The following is a 21,356-nucleotide window of genomic DNA, read 5'->3' on the forward strand; positions in this document are numbered from 1 at the left end:
TGACTGGGGGTCAAGGGGTCGCAGGTTCAAATCCTGTCGTCCCGACTGGAAACAGTTGCAGGTCAGGGCCGGTTTCGGAGGCATCCGAATCCGGCCCTTGATCATTTTCGGGGACAGCTGTTGTGCGGGGTCCTGCAAGGCGGACATCTGTGCGATCGCCTCGAACAGCAGCCCCTCCGCCTCGCCCTCGTCGTCCTGCCGCCACGCAGCCTGCAGCAGACGCAGCAGCTTGCTGTATGCCTGGTTGAACTCGTCGAGGAGCTGTGTCGTCCCGGCGTCCGGTGCGGAAGGTCCCGTCCGGGGCCAGCCGCCAGCGGGAACGACCGCCATCGGCAGGGCGTCCGGCATCGGGATCTCCGCTCCCTTGAACTCGAACTCTCCGGTGTCGGGGTTCCTCCTGAGCCTGCGCTTGCGGAAGATCTCCCGGAAGGCGTAGTAGTGGGCCAGCTCTCCCGCCGCCCCAGGGTGCGGGTTCTCGGGCGAAGCGGACGTGCCCTCGCCCTGTTCCTCGATCACGCCGATGGCCTTCTCCACGGCGGCGAGCGTGTCGAGGGCCACGACGGGGTTCCCCGCGCCGTGGCCGAAGTTCAGGGTCAGCTGCCGGGCGCCGGTGATCCGCTCCGGGTGCGCACGGAACGCCTCCAGGAGCGCGGTGTAGAAGGCCCCGATCGACGGGTGCGGCGCCGCGACCCTCGCGAGCGGCTGCTCCGGCTGCTCGATGAGGGAGTACATCTCCGCCGCGTCCGTCGTCAGCCCGCTGAGGAAAACCTCGAGTTCGGGACGCACGCCTCCCGGCAGATGCCCGGGGTACGTCGGCAGCACCGACGCGTCGTCGAGCACGGGGGTCCCGCCGAGTGTGGTGAGCAGGTTGCACGCCAGACCGAAGTGCGACATCTCGTCGAAGACGATCTCGCGCAGCGTGCGGCAAACGGGGCCGTCCCCGGTCGACGTGTCGATCGACCACATGCCGCACAGATACGGCGGGCGAGGACGCGGACGGGGGCCAGCCGATGAGCTCGGGCAGGGGGATGGTCACGAGGGCAGCCACGACAACCGTGCTGGGCACCGGCAGATGCCTCGAACCGGTCTGCCTGCTCTGCCACGATGCGCCCAGTCCCGCAGGCCGATGCCAGCGGGGCCCTTTTCGTTGTGCGGCCTCCTTCTGCGCCGTACGCCCTTGACCTCAAGTGCGCTCCAAGCTGAAGACTCCCCTCCGTGCCCCGAGATCCGGGGCGGCAAGGGAGGGAGCAGCCATGCGCTACCGCACGATCGGAACGGACCCGCGCACCCGCCGCGAGGTGAGCGTGCTCGCCCTCGGTGCGATGCTGTTCGGCTCGGTGACGGACGAGAAGACGTCCTTCGCCGTCCTCGACCGCTACGTCGAAGCCGGTGGGAACTTCATCGACACGTCCGACAACTACGCCTTCTGGGCCGACGGCGGTCAGGGCGGTCAGAGCGAGGAACTCCTCGGCCGCTGGCGGCGCAGCCGCGGCGTCGGCGACGAGATCGTCATCGCGACCAAGCTCGGCGCCCGCCCCCTGGCCCCCGGCACGAGCTACGTCGACAACGCCGAAGGCCTGTCGGCGAAGGTGATCCGGGAGTCCGCCGAGCGGAGTCGTGAGCGGCTCGGCGTGGCGAAGCTGGACCTGCTGTACGCCCACATCGAGGATCACGAGGTACCCCTCCAGGAGACCGTCGAGGGCTTCGCCGAACTGGTCGCCGAGGGCACCGTGGGACTGCTCGGCGTCAGCAACCACGCGACCTGGCGGGTCGAGCGGGCCCGCGCCCTCGCCGCCGCGGCCGGACTGCCCGGCTACGAGGTGCTCCAGTACGCCCACAGCCACCTGCGCCCCCGCACCGACGTACCCGAGGCGCTCTTCCCGGACGGCAGCCTCGGCCACGCCGGCCCCGACCTGCTCGGCTACCTGAGGGCAGAGCCCGCCCTGACCCTGGTCGCCTACTCGCCCTTGCTGAAGGGCGCGTACACCCACCCGGACCGGCTGCCCGCGGACTTCGACCACCCCGGCACCCCGGCCAGGCTGGCGGTGCTGCGGGAGGTGGCCCGGGAGACCGGGGCGACCGTCAACCAGGTCGTGCTGGCCTGGCAGATCGGGGGCGAGCTGCCGATCGTCCCGCTGGCCGGGGTCTCCTCGGTGGCCCAGCTGGAGGAGAACCTCGCCGCGGTGGACCTGGAACTGACAGCCGAGCAGCGGGCCAGGCTGGACGCGGCGCACTGAGCTCGTGGGACCGTGGAGGGAACCGGACATCCGGACCTCCGGAAGGAGCACCGGCCATGACCACCCACCCGGCCCACCCCGCCGCCCGGTCGATCAGGACCACCCCCGAAGGCCTCATGTGGGAGCCCAGCGAGCGCTGGGTGCGCGGCCGCAAGGGCGACATCACCGTCGTCGACAGCCGCCACCCGGTCCTCGTCTGGGAACCCCACCTGCCCGTGCCGCAGTACGCCTTCCCGCACGACGACGTCCGCACCGACCTCCTCCGCCCGGCGCAGAACCCGCCCACCGGCAAGCACACCGGCTCCCGGATCTTCTACGACCTCGACGCCGACGGCGAGGTGCGCGCGAACGCGGCCTGGACGTTCCCCGCCGACGACCTGGCCGGACACATCGCCTTCGAGTGGTTCCTGCGCGCCGACACGGGCCTCGACCACTGGTACGAGGAGGAGGAAGAGATCTTCATCCACCCCCGTGACCCGCACAAACGCGTGGACGCGCTGCCCAGCAGCCGCCACGTCCAGGTCGAGATCGACGGCCAGGTCGTCGCGGACACCCACGCTCCCGTCCTGCTCTTCGAGACCTCCCTGCCCACCCGCTACTACTTCCCCCGCGAGGACGTCCGCCTGGACCTGTTCCAGGCCACGGACCACAGCACCGGATGCCCTTACAAGGGCACCGCCGAATACTGGTCCTGGCGCGGTGAGGGCGATGTGCCGCCCGACGTCGTCTGGAGCTACCCCGACCCGCTGCCCGCCGTGGCGACGATCCGGGGGCGCGTCGCCTTCTACAACGAGGTCGTGGACATCACCCTGGACGGCGAGCGCCTGGACCGCCCTAAGACGCCGTTCAGCGGGATGCTGCGGAAGGCGAGCCGCACCCGGAACCGCCCGTGAAGCTGTCGAGCAGGGCGTCCAGCCCGGCCGCGAGGCCCTCGGGGCCGCCCCGCTGCGCGAGCGCCGCCGCCGTCCCCCGCAGCGTCGGCAGCTCCTTGGCGGACAGGCGGTGCAGCCCGAGCCGGAAGGCGGGATCGGTCTCGTCCGGGTTGTCCACCACGGGGCGCAGCTCGACAGTGACATAGCCGAGCAGCCAGGCGGTGAAGGCGCGGAACACGGCGGAGGCGGTGGCCTCGTCGAAGCCGGCGCCTCGCAGCAGCGCGAGCGCCCGCTCGTGATCCCGCAGGACCGCGGCCGGCCGCCGGGCCAGCGGGACCGCCAGCAGCCGGGTGGCGAGCAGCGGCACGGCCTGGGGGTGTGAGAGACACACGTCGTAGGTCGTACGGGCAATCCGGTGCAGTCCGGCTCGCCAGTCGGTGTCCTCGCCGGCGTCGGCGGCCAGCCGCTCCTCCAGCTCCAGGTAGAGGGCCTCGACCAGCCCGTCGAGCAGGGCGTCCTTGCTCGCCGCGTACCGGTAGAGCGCCATGGCCTCAACCCCGAGCTCGGCCCCCAGACGGCGCATGCTCAGCGCCGAGAGCCCTTCGCGGTCCACCAGCTCCAAGGCGGTGCTCAGCACACGTTCCCGGCTCAGCCGGCCGAGACGACCACGGTCACTGGCGCGTCGGGCGGGGGCGTACCGCTCCTCATTCGTCATGCGTCGCCTCCCGGTACTTCACGGGCCGACAAAGCGGCCGAAGTCTGGACCAGACTCTCACCCTTTCCGCAGCCAAAGCACCTGATGGGCGTCCATGTCCACGGTCCGGTCGTCGATCGTCACCCGAAGGGGCCGGTCCCGGGTGTTGACGACGAGAACGGCCTCGTCGTCGGCGAGCACCCGCACGTCACGGGCTGCGCCGGACGCCACGTCGACCGCCCGGTACACCGTCCCCGGCGGGAACTCCGCGTCGAAACGCCGCAACAGGTCCAACATCGGCCGGGCCTGGCCGCCCGTACCGTCGGTGAGCTCCGTGCTGCGCCACAGGCATCCGGCGCACCGGCCGGCCCGGTTCTGCGGGTTCCAGTAGAACCCGGTGGTGGCGCCGCCCCTGGCCATGGCGATCATGCCGGAGGCCTGCACGGCCAGGCGGAGCTGCCCGCCCCACCGGGCGCGCCCGGTGTCGGCCCCGGGCTCGACGTAGTACTCGGCCCACCACAGAGGCACGGAGGTGCGCTCCCGCACCCACCGGTCGACGGCGGTGAACTTGTCGACGGCGCGGAAGCGGTCGGGCGGTGTCTCGTCGTCGTGGGTGTAGCTGGAACCGTCGACGACGACGAAGTCGGCCCCGGTCTTGTGCTCGTTCCAGTAGTCGAAGGCGTCGAGGACGCGCTGGTCGACACTGCCCCAGGGGCCCTTCAGGGCGGACTCGTGCGTGGTGCGGCCGAGCGCGAAACTGTCCATGTTCAGGTACGGCCCGCCGACCAGGTTGTCCTTGTTCACCTCTTTCAGAGCCTGGCGCACCCGGTTGTAGAGATCGGTGTAGCCCTCGTAGTTCCAGCGCTTCTTCGTCTCGTCGAAGAAGCCCTTGAACTCGTTCCAGACGATGAAGTGCCGTACGTCCGGGTACCGTTCGGCGACGGTGGCCGCGAGCGCGGCGAAATCGTCGTAGTGCTCGGGGCGCGGGGCGGTCTCCAGGGACCGGCGGGACCAGTCCGTGTGGCCCGGTGTGCCGCCCTTCATCCAGTCCGGAGCGCAGCACAGGGTGATGACGGGGGTACCGCCGGTTCTTCTGATGAGGTCGATGCGGCGGTCCAGCGAGGCGAATTCGTACCGCCCCGGAGACGGTTCGGGATTGCCGGCGCCCCAGCCCATGATGTGCTGGTTCTGCGGGAGCGGCTGGGCGGAGAGGGCCTGCCGCGCGGTGCGCAGGGCGGCCCGGTCGCCCACGTCGGCACTGTACTCGGTGTGGGTGAAGCCCCAACCGAGCGAGGACTGCGGCGGACGGACGCCCTCAGGCCGTGCGGCACCGCAGGCGAGGGCGAGCGTGACGGCAGCCACTGCGAGCAGCGCGGAGAACGGCCGTCGTCGCATGCCTCGATCACGTGCCGAATGCTTCATTGGGAGCATAATATGTACGCACATGTCTGGTATGCGAGATTTCACGCGCCCTGCACGTGCCTGGCACGCGCCCACGCCGCTTTCCGAAGCAGGCGACGAGATCCGCGGACCATCGCGTAGCCCGTCGTCAGGGTCCGGTCCAGCGCGAAGGTTCTGGCAACGGCTCGACCTTCCACCAGCCGCGTGAACTCCTCGGGCCCGGTGCTGCGCCGCACCGTGACGCGCCGCAGGGAGAACGGGGCCTGCCGCGGACCGGCCAGGGCGTTGCGTACCGCGACGGCCTGGGTGAAGCCGACCGTGCGTACCATCCGCCGCACTCGTCGGTCCGAGTAACCGTACGGGTAGGCGAAGGAGGCCGGAGGGGAGCCGAGCTGCTCGGTGATGATCTCCTTGCAGTGTTCCAGCTCGTACCGCAACGCGTCGTCGGGAAGCTGGTCCAGCTGGGGGTGACTGTGGCTGTGGGCGCCGATCTCGGCGCCCGCAGCAGCCAGTTCGCGCACCTCGTCCCAGTCGAGCATGGTGTCCAGGGCGGCTCCGGCGATCTCCTGCGGGCCGCGGAGCCATCCCGTGGCCACGAACAGCGTCGCGGGGAAGCCGAGTTCACGCAGGACGGGCAGGGCGTGCCGGTGCACCCCCTGATAGCCGTCGTCGAAAGTGATCAGCACCGGCCGGGCCGGCAGCGGCGGTCCGCCGCGCCAGGCGGCCGCGAGCCGTGCCGTTGTCAGCGGGGTGAAGCCGTTGTCGTCCAGCAGGCGCATCTGGGCGGCGAACGTGTCCGGCGAGACGGACAGGGCGCGGGTCGACGACGCCGGGGTGTGCGCGATCGCGTGGTACATCAGGATGGGCACGGAGTCGTTCATGGGGCACCTCTGACGACGGAGGGTCACGGATTCGGTCTCACGGCTGTGCGCAGTCGTCCCACCCGCTTGAGCAGCCGGTCCGCCGATCCGTACAGCTCCGGTCGCGACACGACGGAATTGCGCAGAGCCCGTACCGGAGCGCGGAGCGCCCGATGGGCGACGGCGACCGGGTGCCGGCGGGTCACCCACCCCTCGCTCACGGACATCTCACGCGTCTTCAGCGAGTCCTTGTACTCGCCTCGGCCGCGCCCCAGATCGAGATAGGAGACGCTGCCGTCAGCCGCCCCCTGCGCCATCCGCATGTGCAGCACGACACCGGGGGAGTACTTGGCGAACGCGGGATCGTACGCCGGGAACCAGCAGGAGAGGACATGGTCCGTCCGGAGCCCGAAGTGCGCGGCGACCGGCCGGCCGCCCGCGTACAGCACGGACAGCTGACCGTTGAAGGAGTCCGTCCGGGTGTGGAACAACTGCTCCACGAGCCGGGTGATCCAGGGGTGCGCGAACCGGTCACTCCGGCCGGTTCTGCGGTACTGCGCGGATTTCCACGCCATCAGCGTGCGCAGCATCGCGGGGTCGCGTTCATCGTGGACATAGCTGATCTCGCCGGCGGCCCTGCCCAATCTGCGTTCCTTGGCGAGCCTGACGCGGGTGCCCTTCGGCGACCGCTCCCGCATCCTGGCGACGCAGGCCTCCCAGCCGTCTGCCACGTCGATCACGGGGGAGGGAAAGCTGGCCGTGGCGAACCGCTCGAACGGCTGCTGCCCCTCCGCGAGATGGTCGAACTCCCAGACGGCGAGTCCGCACGCCGCGAGCAACGCCTGGGCGTCCCACCGGAAACCGGCTTCGTGCACGAGGCCCTGGCAGTCGGACAGGCCCAGGCCGATCGCGCGGCCCACCCCTGCCGGGGTGCGCTGGTACGGGAAGAACGCCGCCGGTTCGCCGCCCGGCCCGTCCCGCAGCACGGCGATCCGCACCCCACTGCGACACTGGCCGACCGCGAGGGCGAACTCGGGTGCGAGGAAAGGGTTCGCCATCTGTGGCATCCCGTGCAGAGGTGCCTTCGACTGCAGCGTCGTCCACGCGGTCCGGTCGGCCGCGGTCAGTTCCTGGGCTCGGCAGACATCGATGTCCATGATTCATTTCCTCGCCGCGAGGGATTCGGCGGAGCCGTCGGTGTCCCGGGCCGACCGGCAGGGGACGGCAACTCCCCGACACGGAGAAGCAAGGCGCTTCCGCGGGCCCGGAAGGACCCCACCACGTAGCCCGTGGCCGTGATGATCACCCCGGCCACGATCGCCCCTGCGCGCCCGGCACCTCCCCAGTCCCCCCGCACAGCGTCGCGCAGCCCGTGCGCGACCCCCGCGGGCAACACCCTTGTGATGTAGCGGAGTTCGGACTCCAGCCCCTTGGTCACGCCCACGTGCCGGGTGACCTGAGCCTTGGACAGTCCCTCGGCATAGGTGCGGCGGCGGAAGTACGCGAAGCGTTCCCGGCAGGTGGGCACCTTGTGATGGATGACCGCTCGGCTGTCGAAGAGAAGCACCGCGTCCGGCCTGACACGGGCGAGTCGGATGCAGAACTCGGTCTCCTCGCAGCCCAGGGGGCGTTTGTCCCCGTTGCGGCCGATGCTCAGGGCGAAGCCACCCGCCGCCTCGAAGGCTGTCCGGCGGAAGGAGGCGTTTCCCCCGAGCACGTTGCGGACGGGTGCCACCGTTTCCGGCAGCCCCCGGTAGGCGCAGCCGACGACCCAGTCGAACTCGGCGGGGAACCAGGCGGGGCGGCGCCCGGAGGCCCACGCCGGGACCGTGCGGCCGCCCACCGCGATCACCTTCGGGTCGGTGTACGCCGACGCCATGTGCCGCAGCCAGTCCGCTTCCGCCACCGCGTCGTCGTCCAGGAAGGCGACGACCGTGCCCCGGCACGCGGCGATCCCGGTGTTGCGGCCGGCCGACAGGCCGCGGGGGCCCGCGTTGGCGAGGACCCGCACCGCGGGAGTCGGGGTCCCCTCCTGCGCACGGTCCCCGTACTCATGGCACAACCGCTCCAGCAGCGCCGGATTGTGGTCGACCACCAAGAGGATCTCCTGGGCGGGCAGGGACTGCGCCCGTACCGACTCCACGGCGTCGAGGATGTCCTCCCAACGCTCCTCGGTGTACACGCAGACCACCACGGAGAACTCCGTCCGGGTCCCGAGGTCGCCGCTGGTCCGGGGCCGGAACGGATCACTGCTGAGCGACCTGGTGTGCACGTTCATGACGGATTCTCCGAACTCCTGGGCAGCCAGTGCGACCGCCAGATCAAGAGGTAAAGAGCCACCAGGCACTGCGCCACGAGCCAGGCGACACCCGCTCCGGTCAGACCGAGCACGGGCAGCAAGACGTGGGAGAGGCCCAGCACCAGGGCGCACAGCACCAGTTGCAGCCCCACGACCATGCGCAGGCGCCGACGCATCCGCGCCACGTCGACGGCCACGCTCACCAGGAGGTTCGGCAGTGCCGACAGCGCCAGCAGCCGGAGCAGCGTGGTGCCCTGATCCGCATACCCCGGACCGAAGAAGGAGAGAACGTACGGGGCGGCGACGACGATCGCGACCGCGCCGAGGGCCAGGAACACGGCCGAGTGGCGCAGCACCCGGAACGTGTGCTGCGCCAGCCGGCCGGGAGCGTGCGCCGCCTCCACGATCAGCGAGCTCCCCATGTTGGTCGCCAGCAGATAGGGGATGTAGCCGATGATCCAGGCCAGCGAGAAATAAGCGTTGTGGGCCGGCCCGAGGGCGTTCAGTACCAGCAGGGGCACCAGGCTGTACGCGGCCATCCTGAACAGCGAACCGGCATAGTCGGCGGTCGCGTACCCGACCATCCGGGGCGGGCGCTCCGTCTGCGGGGCCTGTCGCTCGTGGCGGGGCACGGCGCGCCGCAGCAGGAACACGTTGGCCACCAGGACGGCCACCACAAGAGCACCGGCCCATGAGATCAGGATGCCGGTGAAGAGCGTCAGAGCGGCGCCCACGGCCAGCAGGAGGATCTTCACCACGGCGAAGATCACGTTCTCCGCCACCACCCAGCCAGGGTGCCGGACCCCGGTCAGTGCGCCGTCCTGAAGGGCGAAGATGGCGTACCCCGCCGTGTAGGCGACGAAGAAGGCGCCGGTGACCGGGGTCAGGAGGAAGTCCAGGCCGGGGGCGATCCGGGGCACCAGCAGGAGGAAGCCGACCGCGGCCAGCGCGCTGCACGCGATGCCGGCGGCGTAGCAGGCGAGGACCAGCTTGCGCGTGTGCCGGCCGGCGGCCGGCACGAACCGGACCAGGAAGTCCGAGAGGTTGAGCTGACCGACGGTGGACAGCAGCGTGGCCGCGGAGATGGTCGCGTAATTGAGGCCGACCGTCCGCTCGTCGTACCAGTGGGTGGCGAGCACCCAGAACACGGCTCCCAGCGCCGCGTTGACGAGGGAACTCATGGCGAGGAGGTGGCCGTTGCGCAGCAGCGGCTCGTGGGGCAGGGCGACGGCGAGCTTTTCGCGTATCGGTGCGGTGAAGGGGCGTCCGGTGGTGCGGGGGGAAGGTGCGGCAGCCGTTTCCGCCGTCTCGGCCGACGGCAGGGTTCGTGGTGCGTGCACGGCTTCTCCTCGGACCACCCCGTACGTTTACGCCGTATAGATACATGATATGCCACATGTCTGGTTGGTCAAGAATGTGGCATTTCAGGGGTTCGTTGTGAGGTTCAGGCGCCTCCTCATCGGCCACCGGACGAGCGACGGGTGGCTTGCTTCGCCCGGGGCGGAGCAGGCGTCAGCGCGAGAACAGAGGTGAGCACCGCGAGGATCAGCAGAGCCCGCGTCGAGGCGGACGCCTTGGTCAGGAAGAGGATCTCGGCGACCAGGGTGGAGAGCGCGAGGCTGAGCGCCACGGTGAGGACGGCGAACTCCAGACCGTTCCCGTGGCCGGATTCGACGCCGGACTTCCGCCGGACCAGCAGGGTGGCGGCCAGTCCCGGACCGACGAGGAGGAACGCGGAGGTCGTCGCCACCCGCAGCGGCGTTCCCGCCGGAAGAGCGGTCGCGGCCAGGGCCATCCACCCGGACAGGGCGACTCCCCAGCGCAGTCGGTTCATTGCGGGCTTCCTTCCGCCGGAGGGGCGAACCGGTAGACGACGGCGTCCCGGCTGTCGTAGACGCGCTTGACGTCCGGTGCCTTTGACAACGCCGACTCCAGCCGGTCCATGAAGTCGGCGGGCATCTCGCCGTTCAGGTGGATGTCCGCGCGCTGCGCCCGGCTGAGCAGGATGTAGGCAGGGTGCTTCCCCGCTCTCCTCAGGAGCGGCTCCAGGCCGGCCAGGGGGTCCTTCACCAGCAACCTCCTGGTGCTCAGGCTCTCCTCGGTGATCTGCGTGCGCTCATGGCGGTCGTAGTGCATCTCCAGGCCCGGAGCGGCGAACGTGACCGAGATGAGCAGCGATCCGGTGGGGGCTCTCGTGGTCATGTACCGGGTGGCGGCGGCCTCCTGGCTGGAGAAGTAGTTCATCGCCTCCTTGCTGTAGTAGCCGAACACCAGGCCACCGAGCATCGCCATGAGGACGACGCCCAGGACGGGCGTCCGCAGCCGTAGGTGTTGCCCTGGGGGCAGCAGCAGGGCGGCGATGAGGAGGGCGACGGCGGGCAGGGCGAACATGTAGGCCCGGAAGACCATTTCACCGCCGTAGGCATTGGCCGGCACGAGAAGGAGGGGGGCGATCACGAGCAGCGGCAACGGGGTGCGCCGGGTCCAGCGCCGTACGAGGAAAGCCACCGTGGCCAGTAGGAAGACGCCGGCCGACATGCCCCGCTCGATCCAGGACACCATGACCTGGCTCGCCGCCGGCGAGGCGTCCGCGAGCCGGTTGACTCCGGACCAGATGTTGGCATCGGGGCTGGCGAGCGACGAGAGGAGGTTGCTGAGGTTCTCCGACATGTACGGCCTCGCCACGGTCGCGTTCCAGGCCGCGGTGAGCGTGACCGCCCCGATCAACGGGGGCAGCATCACCCGTCGGTTGCGTCGTGGCAGGGAGAGCAGCAGCAGCGCGCTGATCAGCATCATGGGGGTGAGCTGGTGGGAGGAGGTGATCGCGGCCTCCAGGATCAGCACCGGGAGCAGCCGTTCCGGTGGCCAGCTCCGGCGGTGTTTCCCGGGCGCCGGGGGCTCCGCGGCCGCGGCCTGCTGCCTCAGGACGAGGGCGATCACGCTCGCGAACAGAAGGAAGGCGAAGGCCTGGGGGGCGAAGTAGTCCTGCCCCACCCAGGAGCAGCAGTAATAGATCCAGACGGCACCCCAGATCAGCCTCCGGTCGTCGGTGATCGAGCGGTAGATCAACAGCAGCGGGCCGAGCAGCAGGACGTTGGCCAGGGGCTGGGCCCACTGGGCGTAGGCGTCGGGCGACTGGAGCCCGGTGGCCCGCAGGAGCAGCGCGTTGAACTGGAAGAAGCCCGGCCACTGGTTGTAGACGGCGAAGCCGGCGGCCTCCGGCACCTCGCCGTTGTGCCGCATCATCGCGTCGATCACGGCCATGTGCTTCCAGCCCCATGCGTACCGCAGCTCCGGATAGAGCAGCGACGGCGTCGCGTGCAGGATCGTGATCAGTACGAGCACGTACGCCAGAGAGCAGGCACGGGGCGTGAGCCGGTCGGCCGCAGCCACACAGAAGCCGATGGTGACCAGGGCCAGGGCGACCCAGAAGAGTCCCGGCAGCACCTTGAGAAGCCCGAAGTCCCCCATGTGGTCCAAGGGCACGTCACGCAGTGAGAGCACCCACAGGGTGACCGCGGTGGGCAGCACGACGAGTGCTGTCCACGTGCCGGGCCCCGAAGGCCGCAAGGATGCCCGGCCGGGGCGGAAGAACCTGGCGGTGCCGTCGGCTGTCGGATCCCGCAGGAGCCGGCTCGCCGTGTGCGACGGTGCGGCGTCGTCCTCCGCCTGGACCTTCTCGGGGCCCGCGGCACGGTCCCTGCTGTTCACCGATGACTCCGGCCTGACGTCCTGTCCCTGTGCGGTGCCGTACGACGACGTGCCCGCGGCCTACGGGCCGTCATGGCGCGCCGGCATGCTGCGGCCACCGTCGGTGATCAGTCCACCACGGGCTACGCAGCTCAGCCACTCGCCGCGGGGCGTCGTGCCTGCCGCGTGCCCGGCCGCTCCGAGAGCAGCGTGCGCAGCACCCGCCGGCCGTCGGATATCGCGTGCAGGTTGGAACGCCCACTGCGCCGGGGCAGTTCGAGGCTCGGGACCTCGGCGATGCGCAGCCCCGAGCGCAGGGCGTGCGCAATCATCTCGGTCTCGATCTCGAATCCGGACGAGTGCAGGTCGAGATCGTCCAGGAAGTCCCGGCGGAAGGCGCAGAACCCGTAGCACAGGTCCGTCAGCTGCGCGTCGTACAGGTGGTTCACGGCGGTCAGGAGCACGCGGTTGCCGAACCGGCGGAAGCGCGTGATGTCCAGTGATCCGCCGCCCGCGATGAACCGCGAGCCCTTGACGAAGTCGAAGCCGTTGTCGAGGAAGTGCAGGTAGTGCGGGATCTCCCCGGGCAGCATGCTGCCGTCCGCGTCCATCATCACGATGTAGTCGCCGGTCGCGGAGAGGAAGCCGGTGCGCAGGGCGTTCCCCTTTCCAGGACCGCTCTGTGCGACGGGGCGGACGGTCGGCAGGCACCGGGTCGCCATGTGCACCGTGGCGTCCACGGAGTCTCCGTCGACCAGGATGACCTCGTCGACGCAGTCCGGGATCTGCTCGAAGACCCAGGGGATGTTGCGTGCCTCGTTCCGGGCGGGCACGACCAGGCTGACGGTGGCCCGCGGCGGGGGGTGGTCCGCGGCCCGGCGCAAGGGGTGCGCGGCGTGGTCCGCAAGGGAGACGGGCTGCTCGGTCAGGTGAGGCGTGTGGTTCATGGTGCCGTTGTCTCCGAGTGAAGGATCCTCGGTGTGACGCCATATATTTACGACGTATACGTACATCTTGCCCCTTTTGTCCCTGAGGTCAAGGGCAGGGCGTTTCTCCTGGTCGAGAGCCCTGGGCGCGGCACTACGTCCGGCGTAGGGTGGAAAGCGGCGAAGTGCACGGCGGCGTGATCCCGATCATGAACGCACCCATTGAGGATTACGCCCTCATCGGCGATCTGGAGACGGCCGCCATGGTCGGCCGGGACGGGTCGGTCGACTGGCTCTGCCTGCCCCGCTTCGACTCCCCGGCCTGCCTGGCGGCACTGCTGGGCACCGAGGACAACGGACGCTGGCGCGTCGCCCCGCTGTCCGGCGGTCCCTGCACGCGCCGCTCCTACCGGACCGACACGCTGGTCCTGGACTCCGTGTGGGAGACGCCGACGGGGACGGTGCGGGTCACGGATCTGATGCGGCCGCGTGCCGAAGTGCCGTGCATCGTCCGCCTCGTCGAGGGTCTGTCCGGCACGGTCGACGTGCGCAGCGAACTTCGGCTCCGGTTCCACCAGGGCCGCGTCGTCCCGTGGGTGCGGGAGGTCGGCCACTGCACCGTCGCGGTCGCCGGGCCGGACGCCGTCTGGCTCGGCGGGGACGGCGAGGTGCGGGACACGGGCGACCCGGACGCCACCGTCTGGGACTTCACGGTCACGGCGGGGCGCCGCCTGGCCCTGACCCTGGGATGGACCCCGTCCCGCCGGCCCGTGCCGCCCACGCCCCTGTCCGTCCCGGCGGAGACGGCCCTGAAGGAGACCGTCGACTTCTGGCGACGCTGGGCGGCGCAATGCCGCTACCAGGGGCCGTGGCGCGACGCCGTGATGCGTTCCCTCCTCACCCTCAAAGCGCTCACCTACGCCCCCACGGGCGGCATCGTCGCCGCACCCACCACCTCGCTGCCCGGCTGTCCCGGGGGCGAGCGCAACTGGGACTACCGGTACTGCTGGCTGCGAGACTCCACCAGCGCCCTGTCCTGCCTGCTGCGCAGCGGATACCGGGACGAGGCCGCCGCCTGGCTGGACTGGCTGGTGCGTGCCGTCGCCGGCGACCCCGCCGGCCTCCAGACCGTCTACGGCGTCAAGGGCCAGCGACTGCTGTCCGAGACCGAGGCGCCCTGGCTGTCCGGTTACGAGGGCTCCCGGCCCGTGCGGTTCGGCACCTCGGCGGAGGACACCTTCCAACTGGACGTGTACGGCGAGGTCATGGACACGCTGTGGCTGTCGCTGAGCGCCGGCATCCCCATGCCGGCCCGCGTCTGGGACCTGGTCGAGGCGCTCATGGGATTCCTGCTCCGGCACTGGCGCGAACCGGACCAGGGGCTGTGGCAGACGGGCGGTCCGCGGCGGCAGTTCACGCACTCCAAGGTCATGGCGTGGGTGGCCGCCGACCGTGCCGTGCGCATGGGCGAACTGCTCGGGCGCAACGGGTCCTCCGGCGAGTGGCGGGCCATGCGCGAGGAGGTGCACCGGCAGGTCTGCCGGGAGGGCTGGGACGGCGCCCAGCGGTCCTTCGTGCAGTCCTACGGCGAGCCCCGCCTGGACGCCTCGGCTCTGCTCATCCCCCGGGTCGGTTTCCTGCCCGCCCGTGACGAGCGGGTGCGCGGCACCGTGCGTGCCATCGGCGGCCTACGGCGTGGAGGGTTCGTACGCCGGTACGCGCCGGGCGGCGCCGGGGCCGGGCACCCGGACGGCATCGACGGCGACGAGGGCACGTTCGTCTCCTGCTCCCTGTGGTACGCCGACGCCCTCGCCGCGACGGGGCATCGCCAGGAGGCCCGGGAGGCCTTCGAACGGGTCCTCGCCATCCGTAACGACGTCGGTCTGCTGGCCGAGCAGTGGGACCCGGACGCAGGCCGCCAACTGGGCAACGCGCCCAAGGCGTTCAGCCATATCGCGCTGGTGGAGACGGCGTTCGGCCTGTCCCGGCCGCCGCCCCCGTCCCCGTCACCGCCTGTGCGGGTCAGTCCTGCACCGGCTGGCACGCCGCCCTAGTGCTTCGTCTCCGGGCGCCGCGCGGACTCCACATAGCCGTCCGGGTTGAGCCGCTGGAAGCGCCAGGCGTCCCGGCACACGTCGGACAGGCTCCTGGTGGGGTGCCAGCCCCAGGCCCGTGTCACCGCCGTGGCGTCGGCGACCAGCTCGGCGACGTCCCCGGGCCGACGGGGCGCGACGGCGTACGGCAGGGGTCTGCCGCACGCCCTGGAGAACGCGTCGACCACGTCGAGGACCGAACTGCCCGAGCCGCCTCCCAGGTTGTACACGTGCATGCCCGGCTCGCCGCCCAGGTGGTCGAGTGCCACCCGGTGCGCTTCGACGGCGTCCATGATGTGCAGATAGTCCCGGACACCGGTGCCGTCGCGGGTCGGATAGTCGTCGCCGAACACGGAGAGCCGCTCGCGCCGGCCGACGGCCACCTGCGCGAGGTACGGCAGCAGGTTCTCGGGCGTGTGTCGCGGGTCCTCGCCGAGCAGGCCGCTGGGATGGGCCCCGGCCGGCACGGGATGGCGCAGGCACAGCACCGTGTAGTCGGGATCGCGGCGGCAGATGTCCGCGAGGATCTGTTCGCAGATCCACTTCGAGGCCGCGTACGGCGTGCCGGGCCGGGCGGGCGTGGTCTCGTCGAGCGGGCCGCGCCCGGCGTCGCCGTAGATCCAGCAGGAGGACGGGTAGACCAGCCGGCGCACGCCGTGCTCGTGCATGGTCCGCAGCAGGGCGGTGGTGCCGCCGACGTTGGTGTCGTAGTACGCGACGGGCATCCGTGTCGACGCGCCCCCCGCCTTGTGCGCGGCGAAGTGCACGACGGCGTCCACGGGGTGTCGGTCGAAGACGGCCGAGAGGGCGTGCCGATCACGGATGTCCAGTTCGTAGACGGCGCCGACGAAGCGGCCGGCGATCCGTTCCACCCGGGCGAAGACCTGCGGAGTGCTGTTGGAGTAGTTGTCGACCACGATCACCTCGTAGCCGTGGTCGAGCAGTTCCACGCAGGTGTGGCTGCCGATGAAACCGGCACCGCCCGTGACGAGGACGGTCGAGGGCGCCCATGAGGGACCGGCTCCTCGAGCGGTCGGCGACGCATTCCAGCGAGCCATGCCTGCGACTCCCGCGTCGGGTGCGGTCGGGTCGGAACCGTATGTTTACGGTGTATATGTACGACTTTGCACCTGTGTTCGCGGTCCGTCAAGGCCTGACCAGCAACTGGAAGTCGAAGGTGTAGCGCGAGGCCCGGTAGATGTGCGTTCCGTACTCGACGGGGCGCCCGGTGTCGTCGTACGCCGTGCGCTGCATGGTGAGCAGCGCCGCCCCCTCCTCCTCGTCCAGGCGGGCGGCCTCCTCCGCGGTGGCCGCGCGGGCGCTGACGCGCTGCCGGGCGCTGTGCAGGGTGACGCCCGCCGAGCGCATCATGCGGTACAGGCCGGTCGACTCCAGGCGGGCGTCGTCGAGGTCCAGGAGAGACGCCGGCAGGTAGTTGCACAGCAGGGCCACCGGCTGGCCGTGGGTGCAGCGCAGCCGGTCCAGGACGGTGACCTCGCTGCCCTCCGCGACGCCGAGGGCGGCGGCCACGTCGCAGGAGGCCGGGACGACCTCGTGGCGCACGACCTGGGTGGTGGGCCCCTGCCCGGCCTCCTCCAGGTCGTCGTAGAGGCTGCTCAGCTCAAGCGGGCGCTTGACCTGGCTGTGCACCACCTGCGTGCCCACCCCGCGCCGCCGGACCAGCAGCCCCTTGTCGACGAGGGACTGGATGGCCTGGCGGACGGTGGGACGGGACAGACCGAGGCGCACCGAGAGGTCGACCTCGTTGCCCAGGAGGTTCCCCGGGGCGAGGACCCCGTGCTCGATCGCCGCCTCCAGCTGCTGGGCGAGCTGGTAGTACAGCGGCACGGGACTGCCCCGGTCCAGGGCGAAGTCCAGCGAGCTGAGCGCAGGCGCGGCCGCGGTACGTGCCCGGCCACCGGTCTTCGCCATGGACGAACCCCCCTTTCGCGGGTCAGGAGTTGCTCGGGAAGCCGAGGTTGATGCCGCCGGCGTCCGCCGGGTCCGGCCAGCGCGTGGTGATCACCTTGCCCTGGGTGTAGAAGGCGACGCCGTCGTTGCCGTAGATGTGCAGGTCGCCGAAGAGCGAGTCCTTCCAGCCGCCGAAGGAGTGGTAGCCGACCGGGACCGGGATCGGCACGTTGACGCCGACCATGCCCGCCTTGACCTCCAGCTGGAAGCGGCGGGCGGCGCCGCCGTCCCGGGTGAAGATGGCGGTGCCGTTGCCCCAGCGGGAGTCGTTGATGAGCTTGATGGCCTCTTCGTACGTCTCCGCCCGGACCACGCACAGCACCGGGCCGAAGATCTCGTCCCGGTACGCGTCCGCCGTCAGCGGCACCCGGTCCAGCAGGGAGACGCCGAGGAAGAAGCCGTCCGCGCACTCGGGGTGTCCGTCGACCGAGAAGCCGGTGCCGTCGACCACGACCTCGGCGCCCTGCTCGGCCGCGCTCGCCACGTACGAGGCCACCTTGTCGCGGTGCTCGCGGGTGATCAGCGGACCCATCTCGGACGCCGGGTCGTCGCCGGGGCCGATCCTCAGGTTCTTCGCCCGCTCGGCGATCTTGCCGACCAGCTCGTCACCGGTGTCGCCGACCGCGACCACGACCGACACGGCCATGCAACGCTCGCCCGCCGAGCCGTAGGCCGCGTTGATCGCCTGGTCGGCGGCGAGGTCGAGGTCGGCGTCGGGCAGGACCAGCATGTGGTTCTTGGCGCCGCCCAGGGCCTGTACCCGCTTGCCGTGCTCGACGGCCTTGAGCTGGATGTACTTGGCGATCGGGGTGGAGCCGACGAAGGAGACCGCCTCGATGTCCGGGTGCTCCAGGATGCGGTCCACGGCCACCTTGTCGCCCTGCACGACGTTCAGGACGCCGTCCGGCAGCCCGGCCTCGGCGGCCAGTTCGGCGAGCTTGAAGGAGGCCGACGGGTCCTTCTCGCTGGGCTTCAGCACGAACGTGTTGCCGCAGGCGATCGCCAGCGGGAACATCCACATCGGCACCATCGCCGGGAAGTTGAACGGGGTGATGCCCGCGACCACGCCGAGCGGCTGGCGGATCGAGGCGACGTCGACCCGGGTGGAGACCTGCGTGGACAGCTCGCCCTTGAGCTGGACGCTGATCCCGCACGCCAGCTCGACGATCTCCATGCCGCGCGCGACCTCGCCGAGCGCGTCGGAGTGCACCTTGCCGTGCTCGGCGGTGATCAGCTCGGCGATCTCGTCGCGGTGGGCGTCCAGCAGCTCGCGGTACTTGAACAGGACCGCGGTGCGCTTGGCGAGCGAGGAGGCTCCCCAGGACTCGAAGGCGGCCTTGGCGGAGGCGACGGCGGCGTCCACCTCGTCGGTGGTCGCGAACGCGACCTGCTTCTCCTGGGTGCCGGTGGCCGGGTTGTAGACGGGGCCGAAGCGGCCGGAGGTGCCTTCGACGGGCTTGCCGTCGATCCAGTGGGTGATGGTCTTCATGGTGCGCAAGGGCCTTTCGTGGAGCCTGAGTTCGCGGGGAGTTCGCGGGAGTTCAGAGGTGGCGGCGGCGTCCGGCGACCTGGCGGTCGTAGCGCTCGCGGGCCGCGACGGCGGCCTCGCGGGAGGCGGTCTCGGCCACCGGCACGTCCCACCAGGCCTCGGCCGGGGGAGCGGTCGGGGCCGGGTCGGTCTCGACGTACACGCACGTCGGCCGGTCGGAGGCACGGGCCGTGGCTAGCGCCTCGCGCAGCTCGCGCACGGTCTTGGCGCGCAGCACGTCCATGCCGAGGCTGGCCGCGTTGGCGGCCAGGTCGACGGGGAGCGGGGCGCCGGTGAAGGTGCCGTCGGCGGCCCGGAACCGGTAGGCGGTGCCGAACCGCTCGCCGCCGGTCTCCTCCGACAGGCCGCCGATGGAGGCGTAGCCGTGGTTCTGGATGAGGACGATGTTGACCGGCAGGCCCTCCTGGACGGCCGTGACGATCTCCGTCGGCATCATCAGGTAGGTTCCGTCGCCGACCAGCGCCCACACCGGCGTACCGGGAGCGGCCTGCTGGACGCCGATGCCGGCCGGGATCTCGTAGCCCATGCAGGAGTAGCCGTACTCCAGGTGGTACTGGCGCGGGCTGCGGGAGCGCCACAGCTTGTGCAGGTCGCCGGGGAGCGAACCGGCCGCGTTGATCACCACGTCGTCGTCGCCCACGGCCGCGTCCAGCGCGCCGAGGACCTGCGTCTGCGTCGGGACCGCGTTCTCGTCGCCGGCGCGGTAGGCGGCCTCGACGACCTCGTCCCAGCGCTCCTTGCCGGCGCGGTACTCGGCTTCGTAGGAAGCCTCCACCCGGTGACCGGCGAGCGCCTCGCGGAGCAGCTCCAGACCGGCCCTCGCGTCGCAGACCAGCGTCCGTGCCGCCAGCTTGTGCGCGTCGAAGCCGGTGATGTTGAGGTTGAGGAACCGCACGCCCGGGTTCTGGAAGAGCGTGCCGGAGGCCGTGGTGAAGTCCGTGTAGCGGGTGCCGACACCGATCACGAGGTCGGCCGTGCGGGCGAGGTCGTCGCTGACCGCCGTGCCGGTGTGGCCGATGCCGCCGAGGTCGGCGGGGTGGTCGTACCGCAGCGCGCCCTTGCCGGCCTGGGTGGAGGCGACGGGGATGCCGGTGGCGTCCACGAAAGCCTGCAGCGCCGTCTCGGCCTCGCTGTGGTGGACGCCGCCGCCCGCCACGATCAGGGGCCGCTTCGCCGACCGGATCGCCTCGACGGCCGCCGTCAGCTCCACCGGGTCCGGCGCGGGACGCCGTACGTACCAGACGCGCTCGGCGAAGAACTCCTCCGGCCAGTCGTACGCCTCCGCCTGCACGTCCTGCGGCAGGGCGAGGGTGACGGCGCCGGTCTCGGCGGGGTCGGCCAGCACGCGCATGGCCTGGAGCGCCGAGGGGATCAGCGCCTCGGGGCGGGTGATCCGGTCGAAGTACCTCGACACCGGGCGCAGCGTGTCGTTGACCGACACGTCGGCCTCCACCGGGTGCTCCAGCTGCTGGAGCAGCGGGTCGGCGGAGTGCGTGGCGAAGTAGTCGCCGGGCAGGAGCAGCACCGGGAGCCGGTTGATCGTCGCCAGGGCGGCGCCGGTGACCAGGTTGGTGGCGCCCGGGCCGATGGAGGTCGTCACGGCCTGCGCGGACAGGCGGTTGAGCTGCCGGGCGTAGCCGACGGCCGCGTGCACCATGGACTGCTCGTTGCGGCCCTGGTGGAACGGCATGACGTGCTCGCCCGCCTCCAGCAGCGCCTGGCCGACCCCGGCGACGTTGCCGTGGCCGAAGATCCCCCAGGTCCCGGCGATCAGCCGGCGCCGGACGCCGTCCCGCTCGGTGTACTGGGCGGACAGGAACCGCACCAGCGCCTGGGCGGTCGTCAGTCGGCGGGTGGTGGCGCTCATGCGGAGGTCTCCGGGGCGGTGTAGAGAGGGAGTCGGGGATCGACCGGCTGGTCCGGCCAGGTGTCGCGGACCCAGGCGTGGTCGGGGTGGTCGCAGATCAGCCAGGCGCGCTCGGCCTCCGGGCCCGCCATGACGTTGAGGTAGTACATGTGGTGGCCGGGCGTGGCCATCGACGGCCCGTGCCAGCCGTCCGGGATCAGGACGACATCGCCGTCGCGGACCTCCGCCAGCACGTCGGTGTCCCGGCCCGGGCCGGACGGGGAGACGCGCTGGTAGCCGAGGCCCGGGATGCCGTCGTGGCCGGCGAACTCGAAGTAGTAGATCTCCTCCAGCACGGACTCCTCGCCCGGCCGGTGCTCGTCGTGCTTGTGCGGCGGGAACGAGGACCAGTTGCCGCCCGGGGTGATCACCTCGACCGCGATGAGCTTGTCGCACTCGAAGACCCCGGCCGCGCCGAAGTTGTTGACCTGCCGGGAGCAGTTCCCGGTGCCCCGCAGCTCCACGGGGACCTCGGAGGCGGGTCCGTAGCGGGCGGGCAGCCGGCGGGTGCAGCGCGCGCCGGTCAGCGCGAACCGGCCGCCGGCGGTGGAGGTCACGGTCGCCCGGGCGTCGCGCGGCACGTACGCGAAGTCGCTGACGCCGCTGAAGACGTCCGGGCGGCCGCGGAGTTCGAAGGTCTCCCGGCCGAAGTCGTCCGCCGCGGCGACCGTGCAGCCGCCGCTCAGCGGGACGACGATCCACTCGCTGTCGCCGGTCTCGAAGGAGTGCGTGCCGCCCGGCGGCAGCTCCAGGATCCGCAGGCTGGAGTATCCCCAGCCGGCCTTCTCCGGCGTGACGTCGACGATGTAGGGGCCGCCGAGGGCCTTACCCGCGGGAAGGTGAAACGTCATCGTGTCC

18 protein-coding genes are annotated in these 21,356 nt (G+C 71.0%); 3 read left to right on the forward strand and 15 right to left on the reverse strand.

Annotated features, from left to right (window positions below):
- Positions 1–975 (reverse strand): ferritin-like protein (locus GTY47_RS26300; protein WP_267880848.1); only part of this gene is annotated, 975 nt, incomplete at its 3' end.
- Between the two features lie 278 nt (positions 976–1,253).
- Between GTY47_RS26300 and GTY47_RS26305 the strand changes: the two genes are divergently transcribed.
- Both GTY47_RS26305 and GTY47_RS26310 read left to right on the forward strand, forming a co-directional pair.
- Positions 1,254–2,237, forward strand: a complete 984-nt coding sequence (locus GTY47_RS26305; RefSeq protein WP_010044744.1) for an aldo/keto reductase — start codon at positions 1,254–1,256, stop codon at positions 2,235–2,237.
- 56 nt (positions 2,238–2,293) lie between these two features.
- Complete coding sequence (locus tag GTY47_RS26310; RefSeq protein WP_010044748.1) at positions 2,294–3,130, forward strand: DUF427 domain-containing protein; 837 nt, start codon at positions 2,294–2,296, stop codon at positions 3,128–3,130.
- Here GTY47_RS26310 and GTY47_RS26315 read toward each other — a convergent pair.
- From GTY47_RS26315 to GTY47_RS26355, 9 genes are all read right to left on the reverse strand, one after another.
- Positions 3,084–3,824 (reverse strand): TetR family transcriptional regulator, encoded by a 741-nt coding sequence (locus GTY47_RS26315; protein WP_010044750.1) that lies wholly within the window; start codon positions 3,822–3,824, stop codon positions 3,084–3,086. The two genes, GTY47_RS26310 and GTY47_RS26315, sit on opposite strands and share 47 nt — an antisense overlap.
- A 57-nt stretch (positions 3,825–3,881) precedes the next feature.
- Positions 3,882–5,198 (reverse strand): xylan 1,4-beta-xylosidase, encoded by a 1,317-nt coding sequence (locus GTY47_RS26320; RefSeq protein WP_010044752.1) that lies wholly within the window; start codon positions 5,196–5,198, stop codon positions 3,882–3,884.
- A gap of 68 nt (positions 5,199–5,266) precedes the next feature.
- Positions 5,267–6,085 carry a polysaccharide deacetylase family protein gene (locus GTY47_RS26325; RefSeq protein WP_010044753.1) on the reverse strand — a complete coding sequence of 273 codons (819 nt, stop codon included), beginning with the start codon at positions 6,083–6,085 and terminating at the stop codon, positions 5,267–5,269.
- A 23-nt stretch (positions 6,086–6,108) separates the two neighbouring features.
- A complete protein-coding gene (locus GTY47_RS26330) occupies positions 6,109–7,221 on the reverse strand; it encodes a GNAT family N-acetyltransferase (RefSeq protein WP_010044755.1) in 1,113 nt (370 codons plus the stop codon).
- Positions 7,188–8,255, reverse strand: coding sequence for a glycosyltransferase family 2 protein (locus tag GTY47_RS26335; protein ID WP_231911224.1), 1,068 nt, complete (start codon positions 8,253–8,255; stop codon positions 7,188–7,190). Before GTY47_RS26335 ends, GTY47_RS26330 begins: the two co-directional genes overlap by 34 nt.
- Before the next feature lie 83 nt (positions 8,256–8,338).
- Positions 8,339–9,703, reverse strand: coding sequence for an O-antigen and teichoic acid export membrane protein (locus GTY47_RS26340; RefSeq protein ID WP_010044760.1), 1,365 nt, complete (start codon positions 9,701–9,703; stop codon positions 8,339–8,341).
- A gap of 116 nt (positions 9,704–9,819) precedes the next feature.
- Positions 9,820–10,197 (reverse strand): hypothetical protein, encoded by a 378-nt coding sequence (locus GTY47_RS26345; RefSeq protein WP_010044763.1) that lies wholly within the window; start codon positions 10,195–10,197, stop codon positions 9,820–9,822.
- Positions 10,194–12,074, reverse strand: coding sequence for a hypothetical protein (locus GTY47_RS26350; protein WP_010044764.1), 1,881 nt, complete (start codon positions 12,072–12,074; stop codon positions 10,194–10,196). Before GTY47_RS26350 ends, GTY47_RS26345 begins: the two co-directional genes overlap by 4 nt.
- A gap of 131 nt (positions 12,075–12,205) precedes the next feature.
- Positions 12,206–13,000 (reverse strand): glycosyltransferase family 2 protein, encoded by a 795-nt coding sequence (locus GTY47_RS26355; protein ID WP_010044768.1) that lies wholly within the window; start codon positions 12,998–13,000, stop codon positions 12,206–12,208.
- Between the two features lie 188 nt (positions 13,001–13,188).
- Here GTY47_RS26355 and GTY47_RS26360 point away from each other — a divergent pair, with 188 nt between their 5' ends.
- Complete coding sequence (locus tag GTY47_RS26360; RefSeq protein ID WP_040903836.1) at positions 13,189–15,033, forward strand: glycoside hydrolase family 15 protein; 1,845 nt, start codon at positions 13,189–13,191, stop codon at positions 15,031–15,033.
- Here the strand turns inward: GTY47_RS26360 and galE are convergent.
- The 5 genes from galE to iolB all read right to left on the reverse strand — a co-directional run bounded on the left by galE (position 15,030) and on the right by iolB (position 21,349).
- Positions 15,030–16,130 carry a UDP-glucose 4-epimerase GalE gene (gene galE, locus GTY47_RS26365; RefSeq protein ID WP_078602928.1) on the reverse strand — a complete coding sequence of 367 codons (1,101 nt, stop codon included), beginning with the start codon at positions 16,128–16,130 and terminating at the stop codon, positions 15,030–15,032. The two genes, GTY47_RS26360 and galE, sit on opposite strands and share 4 nt — an antisense overlap.
- Positions 16,131–16,218: 88 nt before the next feature.
- Positions 16,219–17,004 carry a GntR family transcriptional regulator gene (locus GTY47_RS26370; RefSeq protein WP_010044775.1) on the reverse strand — a complete coding sequence of 262 codons (786 nt, stop codon included), beginning with the start codon at positions 17,002–17,004 and terminating at the stop codon, positions 16,219–16,221.
- A 22-nt stretch (positions 17,005–17,026) separates the two neighbouring features.
- Positions 17,027–18,532, reverse strand: a complete 1,506-nt coding sequence (locus tag GTY47_RS26375; RefSeq protein WP_010044778.1) for a CoA-acylating methylmalonate-semialdehyde dehydrogenase — start codon at positions 18,530–18,532, stop codon at positions 17,027–17,029.
- Between the two features lie 52 nt (positions 18,533–18,584).
- Positions 18,585–20,459: a 3D-(3,5/4)-trihydroxycyclohexane-1,2-dione acylhydrolase (decyclizing) gene (gene iolD, locus GTY47_RS26380; RefSeq protein ID WP_010044780.1), complete on the reverse strand. Its 1,875-nt coding sequence runs from the start codon at positions 20,457–20,459 to the stop codon at positions 18,585–18,587.
- Positions 20,456–21,349, reverse strand: coding sequence for a 5-deoxy-glucuronate isomerase (gene iolB / locus GTY47_RS26385; RefSeq protein WP_010044782.1), 894 nt, complete (start codon positions 21,347–21,349; stop codon positions 20,456–20,458). Before iolB ends, iolD begins: the two co-directional genes overlap by 4 nt.
- Between the last annotated feature and the right edge of the window lie 7 nt (positions 21,350–21,356).

This window comes from Streptomyces sp. SID5464 (assembly GCF_009862985.1).
GTDB lineage: Bacteria > Actinomycetota > Actinomycetes > Streptomycetales > Streptomycetaceae > Streptomyces > Streptomyces chartreusis_D.